This window comes from Brevundimonas sp. (assembly GCF_035998205.1).
Taxonomy (GTDB): Bacteria; Pseudomonadota; Alphaproteobacteria; order Caulobacterales; family Caulobacteraceae; genus Brevundimonas.
Genome location: NZ_DASYHT010000004.1, coordinates 19,067 through 38,054 on the forward strand (window position 1 = coordinate 19,067; position 18,988 = coordinate 38,054).

26 protein-coding genes are annotated in these 18,988 nt (G+C 71.8%); 8 read left to right on the forward strand and 18 right to left on the reverse strand.

The genetic code is table 11. The features are described 5' to 3' along the window. Positions 1 to 55: 55 nt before the first annotated feature. From radC to VGN74_RS02875, 6 genes are all read left to right on the forward strand, one after another. On the forward strand, positions 56 to 805 hold the full coding sequence (gene radC, locus VGN74_RS02850) for a RadC family protein (RefSeq protein ID WP_327445841.1): 750 nt from the start codon (positions 56 to 58) through the stop codon (positions 803 to 805). Beyond that, positions 802 to 1,335, forward strand: coding sequence for a GNAT family N-acetyltransferase (locus VGN74_RS02855; protein ID WP_327445842.1), 534 nt, complete (start codon positions 802 to 804; stop codon positions 1,333 to 1,335). Before radC ends, VGN74_RS02855 begins: the two co-directional genes overlap by 4 nt. Before the next feature lie 35 nt (positions 1,336 to 1,370). Further along, positions 1,371 to 1,622, forward strand: a complete 252-nt coding sequence (locus VGN74_RS02860) for a BolA family transcriptional regulator (RefSeq protein WP_327445843.1) — start codon at positions 1,371 to 1,373, stop codon at positions 1,620 to 1,622. 1 nt (position 1,623) lies between these two features. Further along, complete coding sequence (locus tag VGN74_RS02865) at positions 1,624 to 2,544, forward strand: aldo/keto reductase (RefSeq protein ID WP_327445844.1); 921 nt, start codon at positions 1,624 to 1,626, stop codon at positions 2,542 to 2,544. Between the two features lie 74 nt (positions 2,545 to 2,618). Further along, positions 2,619 to 2,975, forward strand: a complete 357-nt coding sequence (grxD, locus tag VGN74_RS02870) for a Grx4 family monothiol glutaredoxin (RefSeq protein ID WP_327445845.1) — start codon at positions 2,619 to 2,621, stop codon at positions 2,973 to 2,975. Beyond that, a complete protein-coding gene (locus tag VGN74_RS02875; RefSeq protein WP_327445846.1) occupies positions 2,975 to 3,400 on the forward strand; it encodes an acyl-CoA thioesterase in 426 nt (141 codons plus the stop codon). Before grxD ends, VGN74_RS02875 begins: the two co-directional genes overlap by 1 nt. A gap of 10 nt (positions 3,401 to 3,410) precedes the next feature. Here the strand turns inward: VGN74_RS02875 and VGN74_RS02880 are convergent, their stop codons facing one another. The 12 genes from VGN74_RS02880 to VGN74_RS02935 form a co-directional block, all read right to left on the reverse strand. Beyond that, a complete protein-coding gene (locus VGN74_RS02880) occupies positions 3,411 to 4,052 on the reverse strand; it encodes a hypothetical protein (RefSeq protein WP_327445847.1) in 642 nt (213 codons plus the stop codon). A gap of 55 nt (positions 4,053 to 4,107) precedes the next feature. Then, positions 4,108 to 4,500, reverse strand: a complete 393-nt coding sequence (locus VGN74_RS02885; protein WP_327445848.1) for a hypothetical protein — start codon at positions 4,498 to 4,500, stop codon at positions 4,108 to 4,110. Further along, positions 4,497 to 4,628: a hypothetical protein gene (locus VGN74_RS02890; protein WP_327445849.1), complete on the reverse strand. Its 132-nt coding sequence runs from the start codon at positions 4,626 to 4,628 to the stop codon at positions 4,497 to 4,499. Before VGN74_RS02890 ends, VGN74_RS02885 begins: the two co-directional genes overlap by 4 nt. 178 nt (positions 4,629 to 4,806) lie before the next feature. After that, complete coding sequence (gene rpsD / locus VGN74_RS02895) at positions 4,807 to 5,424, reverse strand: 30S ribosomal protein S4 (RefSeq protein WP_327445850.1); 618 nt, start codon at positions 5,422 to 5,424, stop codon at positions 4,807 to 4,809. A gap of 168 nt (positions 5,425 to 5,592) precedes the next feature. Continuing rightward, the gene (locus tag VGN74_RS02900; protein WP_327445851.1) at positions 5,593 to 6,507 is read right to left on the reverse strand and encodes an MBL fold metallo-hydrolase; all 915 of its coding nucleotides are present in this window, start codon (positions 6,505 to 6,507) and stop codon (positions 5,593 to 5,595) included. A gap of 82 nt (positions 6,508 to 6,589) precedes the next feature. Next, on the reverse strand, positions 6,590 to 7,204 hold the full coding sequence (locus VGN74_RS02905; protein WP_327445852.1) for a superoxide dismutase: 615 nt from the start codon (positions 7,202 to 7,204) through the stop codon (positions 6,590 to 6,592). A gap of 93 nt (positions 7,205 to 7,297) precedes the next feature. Next, on the reverse strand, positions 7,298 to 8,146 hold the full coding sequence (gene fghA, locus VGN74_RS02910; RefSeq protein ID WP_327445853.1) for an S-formylglutathione hydrolase: 849 nt from the start codon (positions 8,144 to 8,146) through the stop codon (positions 7,298 to 7,300). Then, positions 8,143 to 8,523, reverse strand: coding sequence for a type II toxin-antitoxin system VapC family toxin (locus VGN74_RS02915; protein ID WP_327445854.1), 381 nt, complete (start codon positions 8,521 to 8,523; stop codon positions 8,143 to 8,145). The genes fghA and VGN74_RS02915 overlap by 4 nt, the downstream gene beginning before the upstream one ends. A gap of 22 nt (positions 8,524 to 8,545) precedes the next feature. Further along, positions 8,546 to 8,809 (reverse strand): FitA-like ribbon-helix-helix domain-containing protein, encoded by a 264-nt coding sequence (locus VGN74_RS02920; protein ID WP_327445855.1) that lies wholly within the window; start codon positions 8,807 to 8,809, stop codon positions 8,546 to 8,548. Positions 8,810 to 8,846: 37 nt separating this feature from the next. Further along, positions 8,847 to 9,227 (reverse strand): VOC family protein, encoded by a 381-nt coding sequence (locus VGN74_RS02925; protein ID WP_327445856.1) that lies wholly within the window; start codon positions 9,225 to 9,227, stop codon positions 8,847 to 8,849. A gap of 121 nt (positions 9,228 to 9,348) precedes the next feature. Continuing rightward, positions 9,349 to 9,642: a hypothetical protein gene (locus tag VGN74_RS02930; RefSeq protein WP_327445857.1), complete on the reverse strand. Its 294-nt coding sequence runs from the start codon at positions 9,640 to 9,642 to the stop codon at positions 9,349 to 9,351. A gap of 78 nt (positions 9,643 to 9,720) precedes the next feature. Continuing rightward, the gene (locus VGN74_RS02935; protein ID WP_327445858.1) at positions 9,721 to 10,827 is read right to left on the reverse strand and encodes an S-(hydroxymethyl)glutathione dehydrogenase/class III alcohol dehydrogenase; all 1,107 of its coding nucleotides are present in this window, start codon (positions 10,825 to 10,827) and stop codon (positions 9,721 to 9,723) included. Positions 10,828 to 11,049: 222 nt separating this feature from the next. Between VGN74_RS02935 and VGN74_RS02940 the strand changes: the two genes are divergently transcribed. Together VGN74_RS02940 and VGN74_RS02945 are read left to right on the forward strand one after the other, a co-directional pair. Then, complete coding sequence (locus tag VGN74_RS02940) at positions 11,050 to 11,277, forward strand: hypothetical protein (protein WP_327445859.1); 228 nt, start codon at positions 11,050 to 11,052, stop codon at positions 11,275 to 11,277. After that, positions 11,277 to 11,987: an NAD-dependent deacylase gene (locus VGN74_RS02945; protein WP_327445860.1), complete on the forward strand. Its 711-nt coding sequence runs from the start codon at positions 11,277 to 11,279 to the stop codon at positions 11,985 to 11,987. The genes VGN74_RS02940 and VGN74_RS02945 overlap by 1 nt, the downstream gene beginning before the upstream one ends. Before the next feature lie 3 nt (positions 11,988 to 11,990). On the opposite strand, the gene VGN74_RS02950 is transcribed toward VGN74_RS02945, so the two are convergent. From VGN74_RS02950 to VGN74_RS02975, 6 genes are all read right to left on the reverse strand, one after another. Continuing rightward, the gene (locus VGN74_RS02950; protein WP_327445861.1) at positions 11,991 to 12,563 is read right to left on the reverse strand and encodes a manganese efflux pump MntP family protein; all 573 of its coding nucleotides are present in this window, start codon (positions 12,561 to 12,563) and stop codon (positions 11,991 to 11,993) included. A gap of 222 nt (positions 12,564 to 12,785) precedes the next feature. Next, complete coding sequence (locus VGN74_RS02955) at positions 12,786 to 13,571, reverse strand: RNA methyltransferase (protein ID WP_327445862.1); 786 nt, start codon at positions 13,569 to 13,571, stop codon at positions 12,786 to 12,788. Between the two features lie 31 nt (positions 13,572 to 13,602). Then, positions 13,603 to 17,043 (reverse strand): chromosome segregation SMC family protein, encoded by a 3,441-nt coding sequence (locus tag VGN74_RS02960; RefSeq protein ID WP_327445863.1) that lies wholly within the window; start codon positions 17,041 to 17,043, stop codon positions 13,603 to 13,605. Positions 17,044 to 17,050: 7 nt separating this feature from the next. Beyond that, positions 17,051 to 17,677 carry a thioredoxin domain-containing protein gene (locus tag VGN74_RS02965; protein ID WP_327445864.1) on the reverse strand — a complete coding sequence of 209 codons (627 nt, stop codon included), beginning with the start codon at positions 17,675 to 17,677 and terminating at the stop codon, positions 17,051 to 17,053. A 5-nt stretch (positions 17,678 to 17,682) separates the two neighbouring features. Next, a complete protein-coding gene (locus VGN74_RS02970) occupies positions 17,683 to 18,324 on the reverse strand; it encodes a DsbA family protein (protein ID WP_327445865.1) in 642 nt (213 codons plus the stop codon). A gap of 91 nt (positions 18,325 to 18,415) precedes the next feature. Beyond that, entirely contained in the window at positions 18,416 to 18,970 is a 555-nt protein-coding gene (locus VGN74_RS02975) for a DUF721 domain-containing protein (protein ID WP_327445866.1), read from the reverse strand. Positions 18,971 to 18,988: the final 18 nt, after the last annotated feature.

Genomic DNA, 18,988 nt, shown 5'->3' on the forward strand with positions numbered 1-18,988 from the left:
CCATTGTCGCCCGCGGGGGCGCCGCGTTAGCCTCTCCTGGACAGAGGAGGGGCGCATGGACGAGGAGCGCAACGAGCCTGCGCCAGCCGCCCGCCCCCGACGCCCCGCGCCGCACCACGCCGGGCATCGCGAACGGCTACGCGAGCGGGCGCGCACCGCCGGCCTTCACCACCTGCCCGATTACGAGCTGCTGGAGCTGTTCCTGTTCCGAAGCCAGCCGCAGGGCGATGTGAAGCCGCTGGCCAAGGCGCTGCTGGACCGGTTCGGATCACTGGCCGCTGTGCTGGCCGCCTCGGTCGAGGATCTGATGACGGTGCGGGCGCCCGACATCCGCGGGCGCATGAAGGGCGTGGGCGCCGAGACGGCGCTGGACCTCGCCGCCCTGCACGAGGCGGCGCGGCGCGTGACCCGCGAGGAGGCCGCCCGTCGCCCGGTGATCAGCAGCTGGACCGCGCTGGTGGCCTATGTCCGGCTGTCGCTGCAGCACGAGCCGCGCGAGCAGTTCCGGGTGCTGTTCCTCGACAATCGCAACCAGCTGCTGCTCGACGAGGTGCAGAACCGCGGCACCGTCGACCACGCGCCGGTCTATCCGCGCGAGGTGGTGCGTCGGGCGCTGGAGCTGTCGGCCAAGAACCTGATCATCGTGCACAATCATCCCTCGGGCGACCCGACGCCCAGCCGGGCCGACATCGACATGACCCGCCAGGTGGTGGAGGCGGCGCAGGCCCTGGCGATCACCGTGCACGATCATCTGATCGTCGGCCGTCAGGGCGTGGCCAGCTTCCGGCAGCTGGGGTTGATGTGAGCGGACCAGTCCTGACCACCCAACGGCTGGCCCTGATCCCTGTCGCCGTGACCGACCATGACGAAATCGCCGCCCTTTGGCGCGATCCGGTGTTCACGCGGGCGATCGCCGGTCGTGGTCCCCTGAGTGACGAAGAGGTGTGGCTCCGGTTGCTGAGGGACATCGGTCACTGGACGGTGCTCGGGCGTGGCAATTGGACCCTGCGACTGACCGCGACCGGCGCCTACGTGGGGAGCGTGGGCGTGCTGGAGTACCGCCGGGACTGCGAGCCGACACTCGACGCGCCCGAGCTGGGATGGGGCGTCGGCCCGTCCTTCCAGGGGCAGGGACTGGCGCGCGAGGCCCTCGATGCCGCGCTCGACTGGTGTGACCGGGAGCTGCGAGCGCCCCGGACTGTCTGCCTGATCGATCCCGGGAACGCCGCCTCGCTTAAGCTTGCGGACCGGGTCGGCTATCGTCACCTCGCACCGGCGCAGTACCTCGGGAAGGGGGTCCTGCTGCTGGAGCGCATCGCCCCGTCCACGGTGTAGTGGGGCGTTAAGGTTTACAGGGCACGCTGGGTATAATGCCCATGTCCGCCGAGACCCTGCGCGCGCATCTCAGCGACGCCTTTCCCGACGCCGAGATCCTGATCGAGGATCTGGCGGGGGATGGCGACCACTATCGCGCGCGCGTCGTTTCGGATGCTTTCGCCGGTCAGCCGCGGGTGCGGCGCCATCAGGCGGTCTATGCGGCCCTGAAGGGCAAGATGGGCGGTGAGTTGCACGCCCTCGCCCTGACCACCCTCACCCCGGCCGAGGCCGCTGCAGGAGGCTGAGATGCGCTATCGTCCCTTCGGCCGCGGCGGCGGCGCCCTGTCGAGCATCAGCGTCCGTCTCGGCGCCTCGGCGGCCATGCGGGGGCCCGATTTCGTTCGGGGCCTGATCTACGCCGCGCTCGAGCAGGGGGTGAACACCTACGTGCTGGAGAGCGCCGATCCGGTGCTGGCGGAGATGGCGGGCGAGGCCCTGTCGGCGGTCGAGCGGGACCTGGTCACGGTCATGGTCACGCTGGGCGCCGGCGACGGCCGCCGCGGTTCGGCCCGTGACTTCACGCCCGAGGGCCTGACCCACGCGATCGATCGCGTGCTGCAGGTCTCCGGTCTCGGCTGGATCGACGTCACCCTGCTCGACGAGCCGGGCGAGAATGAGCTGCCGCAGATGTCGCTGCAGGTCCTCAAGGCCCAGCGTTCGGCCGGCCGGACCCGTCTGCTCGGGGTGGCGGGCGACGGCGAGGTGATGGACGCCTATGTCTCCACCGGCGCCTTCGACGTCCTGGCCACGCCCTATCACGTCAATGCCTCGTGGCAGGTGCGCAGCCGGATCCGCGCCGCCCGCGACCGCGACATGGCGATCCTCGCCTATGGCTACTATCCCTCCGTGCTCGCTCGGGGCCAGCGGGTGGCGCCGACCGAGGCCCCGGTTCGCCGCGGCCTGTTCGGCTTCGGCGCCGGGCGCGAGACGTCGGCGACCGCCGCGCCGCCGGCCGACAGCTTCGCCTTCCTCCACTACGTCCAGGGCTGGACCGCCGAGCAGCTGTGTCTGGCTTTCGTGCTGACCGACCCGGCCATGTCCTCGGTCATGGTCGATGTCGACACCGTTGAACGCCTGACCCAGATCATCGACGTGCCGGAGCGGGACCTTCCGGCCGGCCTCGCCGCACAGGTCGAGATGGCGCGGGTGCGCAGCGCCGCCGCCTGACGATCCCGTCAGCGGCGCTTGACCCGGAGGGACCGGGCGCCTAGGTCCGGCGGCAACCGCAAGAGGGCTTCCCCGTGACCGACGCCGCTGCCGACAACCCTGTCCACGCCTTCATCGCCCAGACCATCGCCGAGCATCCGGTGGTGCTGTTCATGAAGGGCGTTCCGGACCAGCCGCGCTGCGGCTTCTCCTCGCTGGCGGTGCAGATCCTCGACCACGTCGGCGCACCGTTCGTCGGCGTGGATGTGCTGCAGGACGAGGCCCTGCGCGAGGGCATCAAGAGCTTCACCGACTGGCCGACCATCCCCCAGCTCTACGTCAAGGGCGAGTTCGTCGGCGGCTCGGACATCGTGCGCGAGATGTTCCAGTCGGGCGAGCTGCAGGCCCTGATGGCCGAGAAGGGCGTGGCGCTGGACGGCGGCGAGGCCTGATGGCCCGCAAGGCGCTGCAGCCGCGGACGGACCGCGAGATCTTCGTGGTGCCGCTCGAGGTCCGGCCCGAGCACATCGACGCCAACGGTCATGTGAACAACGTGGTCTACGTCGGCTGGCTGCAGGAGGCGGGCACCGCCCACTGGAACGCCCGGTTCGACGAGGATACGCGCGCCCGTTGGTCGTGGGTCGCCCTGCGCCACGAGATCGACTACCTGCGCGGCATCAGCCCGGACGCGACCGGCGTCGTCGCCCGCACCTGGGTCGGCGATCCCGAGGGGCCGCGCTTCAACCGTTATGTGCGGATCGAGGACGGCGAGGGCCGGCTTTGCGCCCAGGGCGTCTCCGAGTGGTGCCTCGTCGACGCCCGGTCGCTGCGCCCCCACCGCATCCCTGCCGACATGGTGGCCAGGTTCGGCCGCTGAGCGCCGGCGGCTACTCGTCCAGACAGGAGGCGCAGGCCTCGGCGGCGAAGCGGGCGTTGCAGGCCGCGTCGACATCGGCCCGGGACAGGGTGGCTAGCGCGCCGCGATAGGCGGCGCAGGGCTCCGCTCCCATGCGCACCACGGGCGTCTGCTGCACGACCCGGCCGCCAGCGGTGACGCTGAGCCGGGCGCCCGAGCCGTCAGCCCGCAGCTCGGCCAGGGCGTCGCCCTCCCAGACCTGCAGCGCCGCGCCACCGTCGGGACCGGCGACGAACAGGGCCTTCTGGGCGCTGTCGCGGTCGTCGAGCGTCAGCAGGATATTGCCCGACGGCTCCATGGTGACATAGCCGCCGCGCTCGTGCCCCGCGGCATCGTAAAGCATCACGCCGGCCGCTTGCTGCCCCCGCACGATGCGCCGGCCGTTGGTCACGGCGTCGGGCAGGTCGGCGCCGATGCGCACGCGCACGACGCCCTGGGCGTCCACAATCTCCAGCTCCGAGAGGGTGAGGCGCTCGGGCGTCCGGGCCGAGAACCCGCCGACCAGCGCCGCCACGGCCACCGCAAGCGCGGCGAACTGGGCGCGGGTCTGCCACGCGAGACGGCGGTTGCGGGCTTCCAGCGCGCCGAGGCGCGTTTCAACGTCCTTGCTCATGAGGAACTCCTGCAGAAAGGCTGGGCATCGGGTCCGGCGATCGCCCGCCCGCCCGTCAGGGCAGGCGGATCGCGTTCATCAGGCGCACCGACGCGCCCGGCTCCAGTCCGAGTTCGGCATAGGTCCAGCTGACCTCGACGCCCTCCGGCACGATGGCGCGGCAGGGATCGGCGCGGACGCGCTCGAGGGTCAGGGCGGCGGGCGCCTCGCCCACCAGCCTGACCTCGAAATTGGCGGCCGAGGTGCAGCCGTTGGAGTCGACCCGCACCACCAGACGGCCGTCCTCGAAGCGCGCGGAGCGGACGGTCTCTCCGGCCTCGCCGATCTCGTCGACGGCGGCGGAGGCGAGCTGGACGGTGACGTCCCGCTCGCCGCCCTCGCTGGCGTAGATCACGCAGCCGCCCAGCAGCGGGGCGGCCGCGGCGATGACAGCGAGGCCGCGGATCACTGGTCGGCCTCGGCGGCGCCCTGATGCACCACGCGGGTGGTCGGCTTCTCGGTGGCGATGATGATGCAGCCCGCCAGCATCGGGGCGGACAGGGCGGTGATGACGGCGGCGATCAGGACACGGCGCATGCGGGGCTCTCCTTCGGCTTCCAAGCGTGGCCGCAAGGTGGCGCGAAGCGGGCGCGAGGACACGTGAATCTTTGGCAAGTCCGATGAACGTTCGTTCATGCAGCGGACAGGACGGCGGATGCGAAAAGGGCCCCCGGATCGCTCCGGGGGCCCCTTGGATGTCTCGCCGTCGGGTCGCTTACGAGGCGTAGTATTCGACCACCAGGTTCGGCTCCATCTTCACCGGGTACGGCACGTCGGCCAGTTCCGGGGCGCGCACGAAGCGCACCGAGAAGCCGCGGTCACCCAGCTCCAGATAGTCCGGCACGTCGCGTTCCGACGACTGCTGGGCTTCCAGCACCAGGGCCATGCTGCGCGACTTCTCCTTGATGGAGATCACGTCGTCGGCCTTCACGCGGTAGGAGGCGATGTCGACCTTCTTGCCGTTCACCAGGATGTGGCCGTGGTTGACGAACTGACGGGCGGCCCAGACGGTCGGCACAAACTTGGCGCGGTAGACCACCGCGTCCAGACGGGCCTCGAGCAGGGCGATCAGGTTTTCCGAGGTGTTGCCCTTGCGGCGGGCGGCTTCGGCATAGGTGCGCGAGAACTGCTTCTCGGTGATGTTGCCGTAGTAGCCCTTGAGCTTCTGCTTGGCCTTCAGCTGCAGGCCGAAGTCCGAGACCTTCGACTTGCGGCGCTGGCCGTGCTGGCCCGGGCCGTAGGAGCGCTTGTTGACCGGCGACTTGGCGCGGCCCCACAGGTTTTCACCCATGGCCCGGTCGATCTTGTACTTGGCGCTATGGCGCTTGGACATGTCGTTCTCTTCGTCTTGATGCGGCCCGGTCCCTCCCCGAATGGAGGGACGATCTCAACGGCGGTTCACGCATCACCCGTGTAGAAACCCGCGCACAGCCGGGGCTGGCGCGAGGAAGCGGGCCTTATGCCGACCCGCCCCCTCCAGGTCAAGCCGCGACGGGCGGCCTCAGCCTTCCGGCGTCCAGACGAAATCACCCTCGCGGCGCTCGATCCGGCCCAGCCCCGGGAAGGGGAAGTGGAAGGCGTAGACCCGCGCGTTCTGGTCCGCGGCGCGGGCCAGCAGGGCCTGACGGCTGGCCTCGGCGACCGCCTCGTCGCCGTCGAAGGCGATGGTCCAGGTCGGGCGCTGCACCGAGATCACCTGATGGTGCATGGTGTCGGCGATGTAGAGCAGCCGGTCGGCGCCCGAGACGATCTCGAAGCCGCTGTGGCCCGGGGTGTGGCCGTCGATGTCGACCGCCTGAACGCCCGGCAGGACCTCGGCGCCGGCGGCGAAGGTCTCGATCTTGGGCCTGATGACCTGCACCAGCCCGGCCATGGCCGTATCGGCCTGCAGCGCCGCCCATTCGTCGGCGCTCATGCGGATGGCGGCGTTGGGGAAGGCGAGGGCGCCGTCGCGCACCAGACCGCCGACGTGATCGCCGTGGCCGTGCGAGATCAGCACGTCGGTGACCTGGTCAGGGTTGACGCCGGCGGCGGCCAGCGACGCCGGCAGCTTGCCTTCGGTGCCCATCTGGCCCGCGGCCCCGGTGTCGAACAGCACCACGCGCTCGCCGGCGCGCACCAGCAGCGGCTGGATCGACAGGTCGAGGGTGTCGGCCGACAGGCCGGCGCGGGTCAGCAGGGCGTCGACGTCGGCCTTGGGCTCGCCCATGGCCAGGGTGCTGCCGTCATTGGGCACGGACAGGCCGCCGTCGCGCAGGGCGAAGGCCTGGAAGTCGCCGATGGTGAAGGCGTAAACGTCGGGGCTGGTCACTGCCGCGGCGCTGTCCGGCTCCGTCGCTTCGGGGGCGGGAGAACAGGCCGACAGGACGACGCCGAGGGCGCCGGCCAGCAGGGCCAGCTTGAAGTGCAGGGTCATGGAAGGGCTCTCGCGATATCCGGCGCCGGACGCGGCCGGACGGGGAAGGGGGACGGCCGCGGCCGTCCCCGGATCAGGTCGTTCAGGCCGTGGCGGCGGCGTAGAGGTCGTTGACCTTGTTCCAGTTCACCACCGACCAGAAGGCGGCCAGGTAGTCGGCGCGGCGGTTCTGGTACTTCAGATAGTAGGCGTGCTCCCACACGTCGGCGCCCAGCACCACGGCGCCCTTTTCCTCGGCCACGTCCATCAGCGGATTGTCCTGGTTCGGGGTCGAGGTGACCTTGAGCTTGCCGTTCTGGACGATCAGCCATGCCCAGCCCGAGCCGAACTGGCCGGCGCCGGCGGCGTTGAAGGCGGTCTTGAAGGCGTCCATGCCGCCGAGGTCGCGGTCGATGGCGGCGGCCAGTTCGGCCGAGGGCGCGCCGGTCTGGCCCTGCGGCGCCAGCAGCTCCCAGAACAGGGCGTGGTTCCAGTGCCCGCCGCCGTTGTTGCGGACGGCCTTGGGCAGGGTCGACATCACCGCGAACAGCTCTTCCAGCGACTTGCCCTGCAGGGCGGCATCCGCATCGACGGCCTTGTTCAGGTTGTCGACATAGGTCTGGTGATGCTTGTCGTGGTGGAAGGTCATCGTCTCCTTGTCGATGGCCGGCTCCAGCGCATCATAGGCGTAGGGCAGGGGCGGCAGGGTGAAGGCCATGGGGAGACTCTCCGGGTCGGGGGTGAAGGTGCGCCACACATAGGCGCCCGCGCCCGGATGCCAAGCTCTGACCCGCCGCGGGGCTGCGGCGCATCAGCCCTTCAGACGGGCCGCGTGGAAGTCGAGGTGATCATCGATGAAGCTGGCCATGAAGAAGTAGGAGTGGTCGTAGCCGGGCTGCATCCGCAGGGTCAGCGGCTGGCCGGCCGCGCGTGCGGCCTCGACCAGCAGCTGCGGCTTGAGCTGCTCTTCCAGAAAGCCGTCGGCGTCGCCCTGGTCGATCAGGATGTCGTCGAACCGGCCCTTCGCGGCGCCGGCGGCGAGCAGCAGGGCGGCGTCATGCCTCGCCCACGCCGTGCGGTCGGGACCGAGGTAGGCGCTCAGGGCCTTCTCGCCCCACGGACAGCGGGTCGGGCTGGCGATCGGCGCGAAGGCCGAGACCGAGCGGAACAGCGCCGGATGGTTCAGCGCCAGGGTCAGAGCCCCGTGGCCGCCCATGGAGTGGCCGCAGATCGACCGCTCGCCGGTGGTCGGAAACTCCCGCTCGATGAGCGGGATCAGCTCGTCGACGACATAGGTCTCCATCCGGAAATGCGGGGCCCAGGGCGCCCGGGTCGCATCGACATAGAAGCCGGCCCCCTGACCGAGGTCATAGGCCGGGTCGTCGGCGACGGCTCCGCCCTGCAGGTCCGGGCCGCGCGGGGAAGTGTCGGGGGCGACCACGATGAGACCCAGCTCGGTGGCCCGTTTGTAGGCGCCGGCCTTGGTGGTGAAGTTGTCCTCGGTGCAGGTCAGGCCCGACAGCCAGATCACGACCGGGAAGGGACCCTCGCCCGGCGGGGTGAACACCGACAGGGCCATGGGCGTGCCGGTCACGGCGCTGTCGTGGCGCAGGTAGCGCAGGGTCCCGCCGTGAACGGCGTGGGTCTTCACAGGGTTCATTGGCTCGACATCGCCTCCGTCAACTCCACCAGGTCGAGGCCCGGCAGCCCCGTGAACTTCCTCGCCAGTTTTCTGTCGGCGGTGATCAGGGGCATGGCCCGTTCGATGGCCATGGCGACGTAGATGCAATCGTAAACCGCATGATCCCGCTCCGCCGCCAGTCGGAAGGCGAAGGGCAACAGGGACCGCTCGTCATGGAGGCGGACAAGGCGCGGCAGGCGGCGTAACTGTTGCTGGCACCAGTCCAGTTGATAGTGGCCGGCGCGGTGGTGGTTCCTGAGCGCGTTGGCCACCTCACTGCAAAGCAGGAAGGGGGCTTCCGCGACGTGCGTCTCCGCGGCCTCGATGGCGGCCGCCGTCAACGGATCATCGACCATCCATCGAATGACGACGCTGGCGTCAAAGATCGCCGATGATGCGTCGGTCGCGATCTTCCCGCTCCTTTCGACTCTCTTCGAGGATCTCTTCGACCGTCAGGCTGGCGCCCCGCGTCGCCTCCCGCATGGTCGCGGCCAGCTGCCAAAACGCGTCCGAATCCGCACGCGCAGCCTCTGCCACGACGTCGCGCAGTCGTTGCTCGACGGAAATGCCCTGGCGCGCGGCCTGGGCCCGGATCTCCGCCATGTCGGCGTCATCGATGTTTCTGATCAGAGCTTGCGCCATCACTGGATGATATCACACTGATATCGACCCTGAAAGATCACCCCGGCCGGTGCATGGCGCAGATCTTGTTGCCGGCCGGGTCGCGCAGATAGGCCAGGATCAGCTTGCCGAACGGGCCGTTGCGCTCGCCCGGCGGATCCTCGATCGAGGTCCCGCCAGCCGCCACGCCGGCGTCATGGAAGGCCTGCACCGCCTCGGCGCTCTTCGCATGGAAGCCGATGGTGCCGCCGTTGGCGCCACAGGCCGGGCCGCCATCCAGCGGCTTGCCGACGCCGAAGGCGCCGCGCGGCGTCCGCCACCAGTAGCGGCCGATCGGGTCCGGCTGGCCCGGCCCGATGTCGAGCGCGCCCAGCGCCGCATCATAGAACCGGCGCGACGCCTCGACGTCGTCCGCCCCGAGGGTGATGTGGGTGAACATGGATGAGCCTCCCTTGGACTGGGGCGACGCTAGTCGAGTGCGTTTTTCACTGCAACTGACATGCTGCCGCGTCCACCAGAGCAGACGCCTTGTACGGCGGACATGTGGCGGATGCGCCCGTTCAGGCCCCGAAATTCGGAGGTGCTGGCCTCGGCCTGAACGATCGCGGAGCCGTCCGGCTGGTGGCGAGGGCCGTTGCGATCGTGCCCAAGACCGCCACGCCCACACTGCCGAAGAAAAGGAGCTCGAAGGTTCGTCCTGCGGCCGGGTTCAGTCCTATGACCAGCAGGAACCAGATGTTCTTCAACAGTTCGGACAGGAGCAGGAAACTGATGCTCCCGGCCAGAACCGCACCAAACGCCAGCCAGCCACGCATCGTCGCCTCCGGGATCGTACCCGACTCAGCTTCGATCACGAACCCGTGAGCGTCAAGCTGGAAAGCGCGCTGCGCGCGTGTTGTCTCGGCCCCCGGTTGTTCCAGAGGGCTGCAGCCTCAGAACACCACGACGCTTCTGATGCTCTCGCCGGCGTGCATCAGGTCGAAGGCCTCGTTGATGCGCTCCAGCGGCAGGGTGTGGGTGATCATCGGGTCGATCTCGATCTTCCCGTCCATGTACCAGTCGACGATCTTCGGCGTGTCGGTGCGCCCGCGCGCGCCGCCGAAGGCCGAGCCGCGCCAGACCCGGCCGGTGACCAGCTGGAACGGGCGGGTGGCGATCTCCTTGCCGGCTTCGGCCACGCCGATGATGACGCTCTCGCCCCAGCCGCGGTGGCAGGCTTCCAGCGCCTGGCGCATAACGGTGGTGTTGCCGGTGCAGTCGAAGGTGTAGTCGGCCCCGCCGCCCGTCAGCTCGACCAGATGGGCGACGACGTCGCCGTGGTCCTTCGGATTGACGAAGTGGGTCATGCCGAAGCGGCGGCCCCACTCTTCCTTCGCGGTGTTGATGTCGACGCCGACGATCATGTCGGCCCCGACCATCTTCAGCCCCTGGATGACGTTCAGGCCGATGCCGCCGAGGCCGAAGACGACGCAGTTGGCGCCGGGCTCGACCTTGGCCGTGTTCACCACCGCGCCGACGCCGGTGGTCACGCCGCAGCCGACGTAGCAGGCCTTGTCGAAGGGGGCGTCCTTGCGGATCTTCGCCACCGCGATCTCGGGCAGCACCGTGTAGTTCGAGAAGGTCGAGCAGCCCATGTAGTGGGCGATGGCCTGGCCCTTGTAGCTGAAGCGGCTGGTGCCGTCGGGCATCAGCCCCTTGCCCTGGGTGCCGCGGATGGCCGTGCACAGGTTGGTCTTGCGGCTGAGGCACGACTTACACTGGCGGCACTCCGGCGTGTACAGCGGGATGACGTGGTCGCCGATGGCGACACTGGTCACGCCGGGGCCGACCTCGACCACCACGCCCGCGCCCTCGTGGCCGAGGATCGAGGGGAAGATGCCCTCGCTGTCGAGACCGTCGAGCGTATAGGCGTCGGTGTGGCAGATGCCCGTGGCCTTGATCTCGACCAGCACCTCTCCGGCGCGCGGCCCTTCCAGATCAACCTCGACGATCTCGAGCGGGCGTTTGGCCTCGAAGGCGACGGCGGCGCGGGTTTTCATGGCGGATCAGCTCCCGGTGTGTGCAGGCGCAGGGTCTGATCGAATCCCGCCGGCAGGGCAAGTTTTCAGGGCCGGCGAATGGAGTACATTCCTGCCCGAATGAACCGTCTCCGATCCTACTATCTGACTGTACGGCGTTGGGTGGATGGGAAGCTGTCCAGTTCCAGCCGACGCATCCAGGAGCACGCCTTTCTGCCGGCCCTCCTGCCTTTGCTTCCCGTCATGATCTTTCGCATCACAACGCCTGCCGTCTTTCTGCCTGCTATGGGCCTTTCGGCGGCATGGCTCGGGTTCTGCAGCTGGCGGGCCATGCGGCTGTTCAGGGTCGTCGGGATCAAGAGCGCGCGCGATTACGATCGTGTCGGCAAATACCGGCTCCCGCCAGAGTATGCGCGATCAGACAGCTACCTCGCTCATCAAAAGCGCGGTCGGGCCGGACGCGCGACTTGATGTCTCGCAACCTCGTCATCCTCACCGGCGCCGGCGTCTCGGCCGAGTCCGGCGTGCCGACCTTCCGGACCGATGCCGACGGCCTGTGGCTGGGGCATCGGGTGGAGGAGGTGGCGACGCCGGAGGCGTTCGCGCGGGACCCGGCGAAGGTGCAGGCCTTCTACAACGCCCGCCGGCGGCAGCTGGCCGAGGTGGGGCCCAACCCGGCGCACCGGGCGCTCGCGGACCTCGCGGCGCGCTGGCCCGGGCGGATGATGCTGGTGACCCAGAATGTCGACGATCTGCACGACCGGGCCCATGCCGAGGTCGCGCCGGGGCCGGGCTTCGCGCTGATCCACATGCACGGCGAGCTGCTCAAGGCGCGCTGCACCGCCTCGGGGGCAGTGTGCGACTGGCCGGGCGATCTGGCCCCCGCGGAGCCGTCACCGTTCCATCGAGCCGGGGTGCTGCGGCCGCACATCGTGTGGTTCGGCGAGATCCCGCTGGAGATGCCGCGCATCGAGGCGGCGCTGGCGGAGGCCGACCTCTTCCTGTCGATCGGCACCTCGGGCGCGGTGTATCCGGCCGCCGGCTTCGTCCGGGCGGCCCGGGCCGCCGGGGCGCGCACGGTGGAGATCAATCTGGAGCCGACGATGGGCCGGGGCTTTTTCGACGAAGGCGTTTACGGCCCGGCCGGCGAGGCCCTGCCGGACTTTCTGGCCGGCCTTTAGGCGTCAGCCGACGCCCAGGTGGTCGATCAGGATCAGGGCCCCGATGGTGATGAGGGCGACGCCGCCGGCCAGCTCGGCGTAGCGGCCGAACCGGGCCCCGACCACCTTGCCGATCAGCATGCCGGTGGTGGAGGCGATGAAGGTGGTGACGCCGATGGCCGCGGCGATGACCCAGATGTTGGCCCCGATGAAGGCCAGGCCCACGCCGACAGCCGCGGCGTCGATGCTGGTGCCGATGGCGGTGGCGACGAGCGCGAGAAGGCCGCGCCGGGCGGCGGCCGCCTCGTCGTAGAGCTCGGCCGGGCGGGTGGCCTCCCAGATCATCTTCGCGCCGACCGCGCCGAGCAGGGTGAAAGCGATCCAGTGGTCAATCTGCTCGACCAGACCGGCGGCGGTGACGCCCAGCGCCCAGCCCAGAATGGGCGTCAGCGCTTCGATCAGGCCGAACACCAGCCCGCCCCGCACGGCGGCGGCGAGGGGGGGACGATGCGCCGCGCCGCGCCCGATGGCGGCGGCGAAGGCGTCCGCCGACATGCTCAGCGACAGGATAGCGATGGAGAAGGGGGTCGTCAGCACGAACGCATAACTCCGCCGGACGCAGGACACAGCGTCTCCGTCCGGCATCCGGTGGCCGGTCGAAGCCCGCTGGTCTCGCAAGGCGGACGGTGGTCCGCTGATCGCGCCACGCGACGGAGCGCGAGCCCCGGCGACGAGTGTGTTGACGCGATCCCGGCTGTTTGGTGGGCGCCGGCAGCTACTCCCCAACGCGGCGGGGGATAGGCGCGTTCGGCGCCGGAATCAAGGCGACGGGGGCGTGTCCCCGGCGTCGCTGCGCTTCTCCAGCAGCTTCTGCAGCCGCTGGCCGCGGCCCTTCGACAGGGCGTGGACGACGCCGCGCAGGGTGGCCACCTCCTGCTCCGACAGCTGCGACCGGCCCAGCATGACGCGCAGATTGCGCACCATCGACGGCCGCTTCTCGGGCGGGAAGAAGAAGCCGGCCTCGTCGAGCTCGCGCTCCAGATGCTCGAACAGGCCCATGACCAGTTCGGCGCGGGCGGGCGGATCGGCGTCACGGAAGGCGGCCGGGGGGGCGTCCTCGACCGTGGTGCGCCACTCATAGGCGTTGATCGACACCGCCTGGGCCAGGTTCAGCGAGTGGTGGCGCGGGTCGATCGGGATGGTGACGATGCCCTGGCACAGGGCTACGTCCGGCGTCTCCAGCCCGGTGCGCTCACCGCCGAACAGCAGGCCGACCGACAGGCCGCGCGCCGCCTCGTCGTACAGCACCTGGGCCGCCTCGCGGGGGGTGCGTACCGGCATGCGGGTCTCGCGCGGCCGGGCGGTGGTGGCGAACACCACGTTCAGGTCGGCGATGGCCTCGGCGACGGTGTCGAATACCTGCACGCCCTCGAGGATCCAGTCGGCGCCCGAGGCGGTGGCCCAGGCCCGCTCCTGCGGCCAGCCCCTGAGCGGGGCGACGAGGCGCAGGCGCTCAAGGCCGAAGTTGGCCATGACACGGGCGGCGGCGCCGATGTTCTCGGCCAGTTGCGAGCGATCCAGAATGACGACGGGCGGGGCGATCATCGGCGCTGACTAGCGCACCGGCCCCGTCAGGTCACGCCACCAGCTTCTCGGCCTGTTTCAGGTCGACGCTGACCAGCTGGGACACGCCGCGTTCCGGCATGGTCACCCCATACAGCCGGTCCATCCGGCTCATGGTCACCGGGTTGTGGGTGATGACGAGGAAGCGGGTGTCGGTGCGCCGGCGCATCTCGTCCAGCATGCGGCAGAAGCGATCGACGTTGGCGTCGTCCAGCGGCGCGTCCACCTCGTCCAGCACGCAGACCGGGGCCGGGTTGGCGAGGAAGACGGCGAAGATCAGCGCCGCCGCGGTCAGGGCCTGCTCGCCGCCGGACATCAGGCTCATCACCGACAGACGTTTGCCGGGCGGGCAGGCGTAGATCTCCAGCCCGGCCTCCAGCGGGTCGTCGCTCTCGACCAGCTTCAGCTCGGCCTGACCGCCGTCGAACAAGGCCTCGAACAGGGTCTTGAAGTTGTCGTTGATGATGTCGAAGGCGGCGACCAGCCGCTCGCGGCCCTCGGCGTTGAGCTCGTCGATGCCGTCGCGCAGGCGGGCGATGGCGGTGGTCAGGTCGGCCCGCTCGCCGCGCATGGTCTCCAGCCTCGCGGCGTATTCGGCGGCCTCCTCCTCGGCGCGCAGGTTGACCGCGCCCAGATGCTCGCGCTCCCGCTCCAGCCCGTAGAGGAGGTTCTCGGCCCCCGCGGCGTCCGGCGGCCGGGCCACGGCGTCGTCGATCAGCTTGCGGCCCAGCTCCTCCGGCGACAGGCCCGAGGTCTCGCGCACCTGCCGCTCGGCCTCCTCGCGCTTCTCGGCGGCGGCCTCGGCCTGGGCCGCCAGACCGGCGCGGGTCTCGCGGGCGCGGCCCGCTTCGGCTTCGGCGGCGCGCGCGGCGCGGTCAGCCTCGCCCGCCTCGGCCTCGACCCGGGCGAGGGCGTCGCCCGCCGCCTTGCGCCGGGTCTCGGCGGCGATCAGGGCGTCCATCAGCCGGTCGCGCTGGCCCGCCAGCGCGTCCGGGCGGGCCGCGGCGGCCTCGAGCCGGTCGCGGGCGGCCGCGATCTCGCTGTCCAGTGTGTCGACGCGGGCCCGGCTGGCCTCGCCCCGCGCGACCCAGCTCTGGCGCGCCCGCTCCAGCCCGTGGCGGCGCTGTTCGCGCTGGACCTGCTCGCGCTGCTCGCCGTCGCGCTCGGCGCGGGCGGCGGCGGCGGCCTGACGGGCGGCCCCGGCGGCGGCGCGGGCGGCCTCCAGAGCGGACTTCAGCGCCGGCAGATCGGCGTCCTCGACGCCCTCGGCCCCGGCGGCCGTGACGGCGGCCTGCGCCTCATCCCGCTCGGCCAGCAGCCGGGTCAGGGTCTCGTCCAGCGCCGTGGCGCGCGCCTCACGCCGGGCCTGCTCGCGGGCCAGCGCCTCGTGCCGGTCGCGGGCGCTCGCGACCGCCCGTTCGGCGTCGGGCGGACCGCGCCGGGCGGTCTTCAGCGCCGCGTCGGCTTCGGCCAGCGCCTCGGCGGCCGCCTTCATGGCGGCCTGCGCCGTCTTCAGCCCGGGCCGCGCGCCGTCGATGTCGCTCTCCAGCTCGGACAGCCGGCTGCGCTGGGCCAGCCGGACCGCCGCCGGGCGCGGGGCGTCGGCCCGGGCGACATAGCCGTCCCAGCGGTAGAGGTCGCCCTCGCGGCTCACCAGCCGGGCCCCGACGGGCAGGTCGCGGGCGAGGGCTGCGATCTCGCCGCGGGGCGCCAGACCGCACAGGGCCAGACGGGCGGCCAGCTGCGGCGGGGCGCTGACATGGTCGGCCAGCGGCGTCACGTCGGCCGGCCAGGCTGGCGGCGGCGGCGGGGTCGCGCCGCCCCAGTGGGCGGCTGCGCGGGCGTCCAGCGCCGCGTCCAGATCATCGCCGAGGGCCGCGGCCAGCGCCGGCTCGAACCCTTTGGCGGCGGCGACCGCGTCCAGCGCCGGGGGATGATCGCGGCGGGTCGAGGTGAGCAGCTGGGCGAGGCCGCGCGCCTCGGTCTCCAGCCGGCCGAGCCGGTCCTCGGCGGTGCGGGCGGCGGTGCGGGCCGCCTGTTCGGCGGCGGCCAGTTCGGCGCGGCGGGCCTCGGCGGCCTCCAGCGCCTCGCGCGCGGCGACCAGGCCGGCGAGGGCGGCGTCGAGGGTCTGCCGCGCCGCCTCCAGTTCCGGCGTCGCCGCCGGGCCCAGGGCGGCGCGCTCGGCCTCGGCGGCGGACAGGGCGGCCTCGGCCCGCGCCAGGCGGGCGGCGGCGTCGCGGCGGCGCGCGGCGTCGGCGGCGAGGCGGGCTTCGGCCGCGGCGGCCAGACCGGCCAGTCGTTCAACCTCGGCGTCGGCGGCGCTGCGGCGCTGCTCGGCCTCGGTCAGGGCCGCCTCCAGCGCCGGACCGCGCTCGGGGGCCGCGGCCACCTCGGCGCGGACGGACGCCAGCGTCTCGTCCAGCCGGGCCAGTTCGACCCGGGCATCCTCCGCGGTCGCCGTCTCGCGCTCCAGGTCCGCCGCCAGTCGGCCGACGTCGCCCTTCAGCCGCTCGACCTCGTCGCGGGCGGCCTGTTCGGCCATGTCCAGACGGTCGCGCTCCAGCGTGGCCCGGTGCAGCACGGCGGCGGCCACCGCGTCCTCCTCGCGGGCGGGCTTGAGCGCCTCCTGCGCTGTCAGGGCGCGGGTGGTGGCGGCGGCCGCGGTCGCCGCGGTCTCGGCGACGAGGCGGTCGGCCTCGGCGAGGGCCTCCCCGGCGGCGCCGGCGGCCAGCTGGGCGTCGTTCCAGCGCACCCAGATCAGCGCCGCCTGCAGGGCGCGGATCTCGGCGGAGATCTTCTTGTACTTCTCGGCGTGGCGGGCCTCGCGGCGCAGGCGCACCAGCGCGCTGTCCAGCTCGCGGCCGATGTCGTCGAGCCGTTCGAGGTTGGCTTCGGCCGCCTTGAGGCGCAGTTCGGCCTCGTGGCGGCGGGTGTGCAGCCCCGACACGCCGCCGGCCTCCTCGAGGATGCGGCGGCGGTTCTGCGGCTTGGCGGCGATCAACTCGGAGATCTGGCCCTGACGCACCAGCGCAGGCGAGTTCGCGCCGGTCGAGGCGTCGGCGAACAGCAGCTGCACGTCGCGGGCCCGCACCTCCTTGCCGTTGATGCGGTAGGTCGAGCCCTGGCCGCGGTCGATGCGGCGGGTGACCTGCAGCACCGCCGCGTCGGTGAAGGGCTGGGGCGCCCGGCCGGCGGCGTTGTCGATGGTCAGGGTGACCTCGGCATGGTTGCGCGGCGGCCGGCCTGACGCACCGGCGAAGATAACGTCGTCCATGCCCTGGCCGCGCATGGCCTTGGCCGAGTTCGCGCCCATGACCCAGCGCAGGCTCTCCAGCACATTGGACTTGCCGCAGCCGTTGGGGCCCACCACGCCAGTCAGGCCGGGCTCGATCAGGACTTCCGCCGGCTCGACGAAAGACTTGAACCCGACCACCCGGAGGCGCTGGAACTGCATGGGGCGCTCAGGGCGTCCCGGCGGCGGGGCGGGACGCCAGGGCCGCCGCGATGGCGGCCGACAGGGCCTCGGCCGTGGGCGGGACCGCCACGCCCTCGACGATCACCGTCGGCGTGCTGCGCACCCCGGCCGTCCAGCCGGCCTGCACCATGGCGTCGAGCGCAGCGTCCGTTTCCGGCGCGTAGAGGCAGGCCAGCAGCTCCTGCGGCGGCCGTCCGGCGACCCGCACCGCGGCGCTGAGCCAGGCGTTGGGGTCGCCGCCCTGAAGCACCGCGTCCTGACCGGCGTAGAGGCTGTCGGCGACGGTGTAATAGGCTTCCGGCGCGGCGCAGCGGGCCAGCTTGGCGGCCGGCTCCGACAGGGCCTGGGGGCCCGTCGGCAGGTCGCGGTAGACCAGCCGGGCCTGGCCGGTGTCGATGAAGCGCGCCTTGACCGGGGCCAGGGCCGTCTCATGGAACTCGGCGCAGTGCGGGCAGGTGAAGGAGGCGTAGACGATCACCGTGACCGGCGCTTCCGGCGCGCCCAGCACGCGATCGGCGGCGGACACCGGGGGGACAGGCAGGGCCTGCTGCGCCGCCGCCGGCGTCGCCGCCAGCAGCGTCAGCGCGACCAGACCCGCCAGAGCCCCCCGCATCCCGATCAGCCTTCGGCCAGGGCGGCGTCGATCACCGTCGACAGGCCCTCGAGCGACACGTCGCTGACGCGCTGGCCGTTGACGAAGAAGGTCGGGGTGCCGTTGACGCCCTCGGCCGCGGCGGCGCGCACGCGCTGCTCCATGGCGGCGATGGCGGCCTCATCGGTCACGCAGGTCTGGAACTCCTCCTGCGACAGGCCCGCCTCCTGGGCGATGCGCAGCAGCGACTGGCGCGGCGGCGTGCCGGCGGCCCATTCGCGCTGGCTGTCCATGATGGCGCCGATGACGTTGAAGTACTGGTCTTCGCCGGCGCAGCGGGCGACGAGGAAGCCGGCGGTGGCCACATCGGCCGGCGGGGTCGGGAACTCGCGGAAAACGAAGCGGACCTTCTCGGTCTCGACGTACTTGGTCTTGAACTCCGGCCAGACCTGGCTGTGCCAGGCGGCGCAGGCCCCGCAGGTGACCGAGGCGTATTCGACGACGGTGACCTTGGCCCCTTCGGGGGCGCCGATCGCCATGTCGCCCTGGGCGCTGCTGGCCGAACCGCCGCCGGAGCAGCCGGCGAGGGCGGCCATGGCCGCGAGGGCGGCGCCGGTGACGGCGGCGCGACGGCTCATGGCGGCGAAGCGGAACTTGCGGTCGGTCATGGACGCTCCCCTGGAAGACCGGTGATGGTGGCGCGATTCCTGTCCGGGCGCGCCTGCGTACGGCATCGCTGACAGGTGCGGCGAGTTTTTGTCAACGCTCCGTGTCGCCCCGGCGGCGCACGGCGCGGCCCAGGGTCTCCAGCGCCTCGCGCAGGCCGTCGGGTGCGGCGGCGACCTCGGCCTTCAGTTCGGCCTCGACGGCGGCCGGCAGGGGGGCGGGCTTCGGCCGGGGCGGAGGGGCCGCGGTGGCGGGCCGGGGCAGGGGCTTGATCGGCCCCTGGGCGATGCGCAGCCGCTCGACCGCGCCTTCGCCGAGGAACAGGTTCACGCGCTGCAGGATGTCGCGCTCCTGATGCTGCACCAGCAGGGCGGCGGCCCCCGGCACCCGCAGCTCCAGCGTGCCGCCGGCGCCCGCGCGGCCGCGGGTCAGCTTCTGCGGCCGGGAGACGCGGGCGATCTGCTCGCCGACGATCTCGACCCAGCGGCTCTCCAGCGCCCCGGCCCCGCGGCCGAAGCGCTCGTCGAGCGCCTTGATGAGTCCGTTGAGGGCCCGACCGGCCCGGGGCGCCGGCCGGGGCGGCGGCCGGGTGCGGCGGGCCGCCAGGATCTCCAGCGCCTCGCGCTCGGTGGGCAGGGGACGTCGCATGCCCCTATATATCGCGGC